1 pseudogene is annotated in these 1318 nt (G+C 67.5%); it reads left to right on the top strand.

From position 1 onward, the window contains the following. Positions 1-52 precede the first annotated feature (52 nt). A pseudogene (locus ACVCAH_RS37875) lies at positions 53-1287 on the top strand (IS3 family transposase). The last annotated feature ends 31 nt before the right edge of the window (positions 1288-1318 follow it).

Raw genomic sequence — 1318 nt, 5'->3', positions numbered from 1 at the left:
TGTTTCGCACCGGGTTTGATGGAGACATCGAAACCTGGGAGGAACACCAGTAATGCCCGCACCGAAGAAGTACAACGATGAGTTGCGTGAGCGTGCGACCCGGTTGGCGGTCGAGGCCCGGCGGGACCCGGCGTCCGCGGTGGGAGCGATCCGGCGGATCGCCGGCCAGCTCGGGGTTCATCCCGAGGCGTTGCGTACCTGGGTGAAGAAGGCCGAGACCGACGCCGGTGACCGGCCCGGCATCACCAGCACTGATGCCGAACGCCTCGCCGCTCTCGAACGGGAGGTGCGCGAGCTGCGCCGGGCGAACCAGATCCTGAAGTCCGCGGCGTCTTTCTTCGCGGCGGAGCTGGACCGTTCGTCGCGATGAAGGTCGCCTTCGTCGACTCGCAGAAGGAACAACACGGTGTCCAGCCGGTCCTGCAGGCGCTCGAAGACACGCCGGCACAGATCGCACCGTCGACCTACTACGCCGCCAAGACCCGCCCCGCCTCGGCCCGCTCCCGACGCGACGACGAGCTGACCGCGATGATCGAGCAGATCCACACGGAGAACTACGGCGTTTACGGTGCCCGCAAGATCTGGCACGAGCTGCACCGGCGTGGCGTGCGGGTCGCCCGGTGCACGGTCGAGCGGCTGATGCGTGAGTCCGGGCTGCGCGGGCTGCTGCGCGACAAGTCACCGCGCACGACCCGGCCCGCCGCCGAGACCGGACGCCCCGCTGACCTGGTCAAACGCGACTTCACCGCGGCCGGGCCGAACCAGCTGTGGGTCGCGGACCTGACCTACGTGCGCACCAGCGTGGGCTGGGTGTACGCCGCGTTCATCCTCGACGTGTACTCCCGGCTGATCGTCGGCTGGCAGGTGTCGACGAGCCTCTACACCGACCTGGCCCTCGACGCGCTGAAGATGGCAGTGTGGCGCCGCGAGAGTCAAGGCGCTGACCTGGGCGGACTGGTTCATCACTCCGACCGCGGCGTGCAATATCGAGCAATCCGCTACAGCCAACGGCTCGCCGAGGCCGGCGCGGTCGCCTCGGTCGGCTCCAAGGGCGACTCGTACGACAACGCCATGGCCGAGGCGTTCAACTCCCTCTACAAGGCCGAACTCGCCCGCAACAAGGGCCCCTGGCGCGGGCTCGACGACCTGGAGATGGCCACCGTCGAGTACATCGACTGGTACAACAACCGACGGCTGCACGGCGAACTCGGACACGTCCCGCCCGCCGAATATGAGGCCCTACACGCGATGACCCAGCCGGTCACCGCACCCCTGAAAACCAGCTAACCAACTCTCCACCAAACCCGGGGCTTGACAT

This window comes from Micromonospora sp. LZ34, assembly GCF_052981855.1.
The sequence above is the reverse complement of the archived record's forward strand: the minus strand, read 5'-3'. Positions and strand labels throughout refer to the sequence as shown.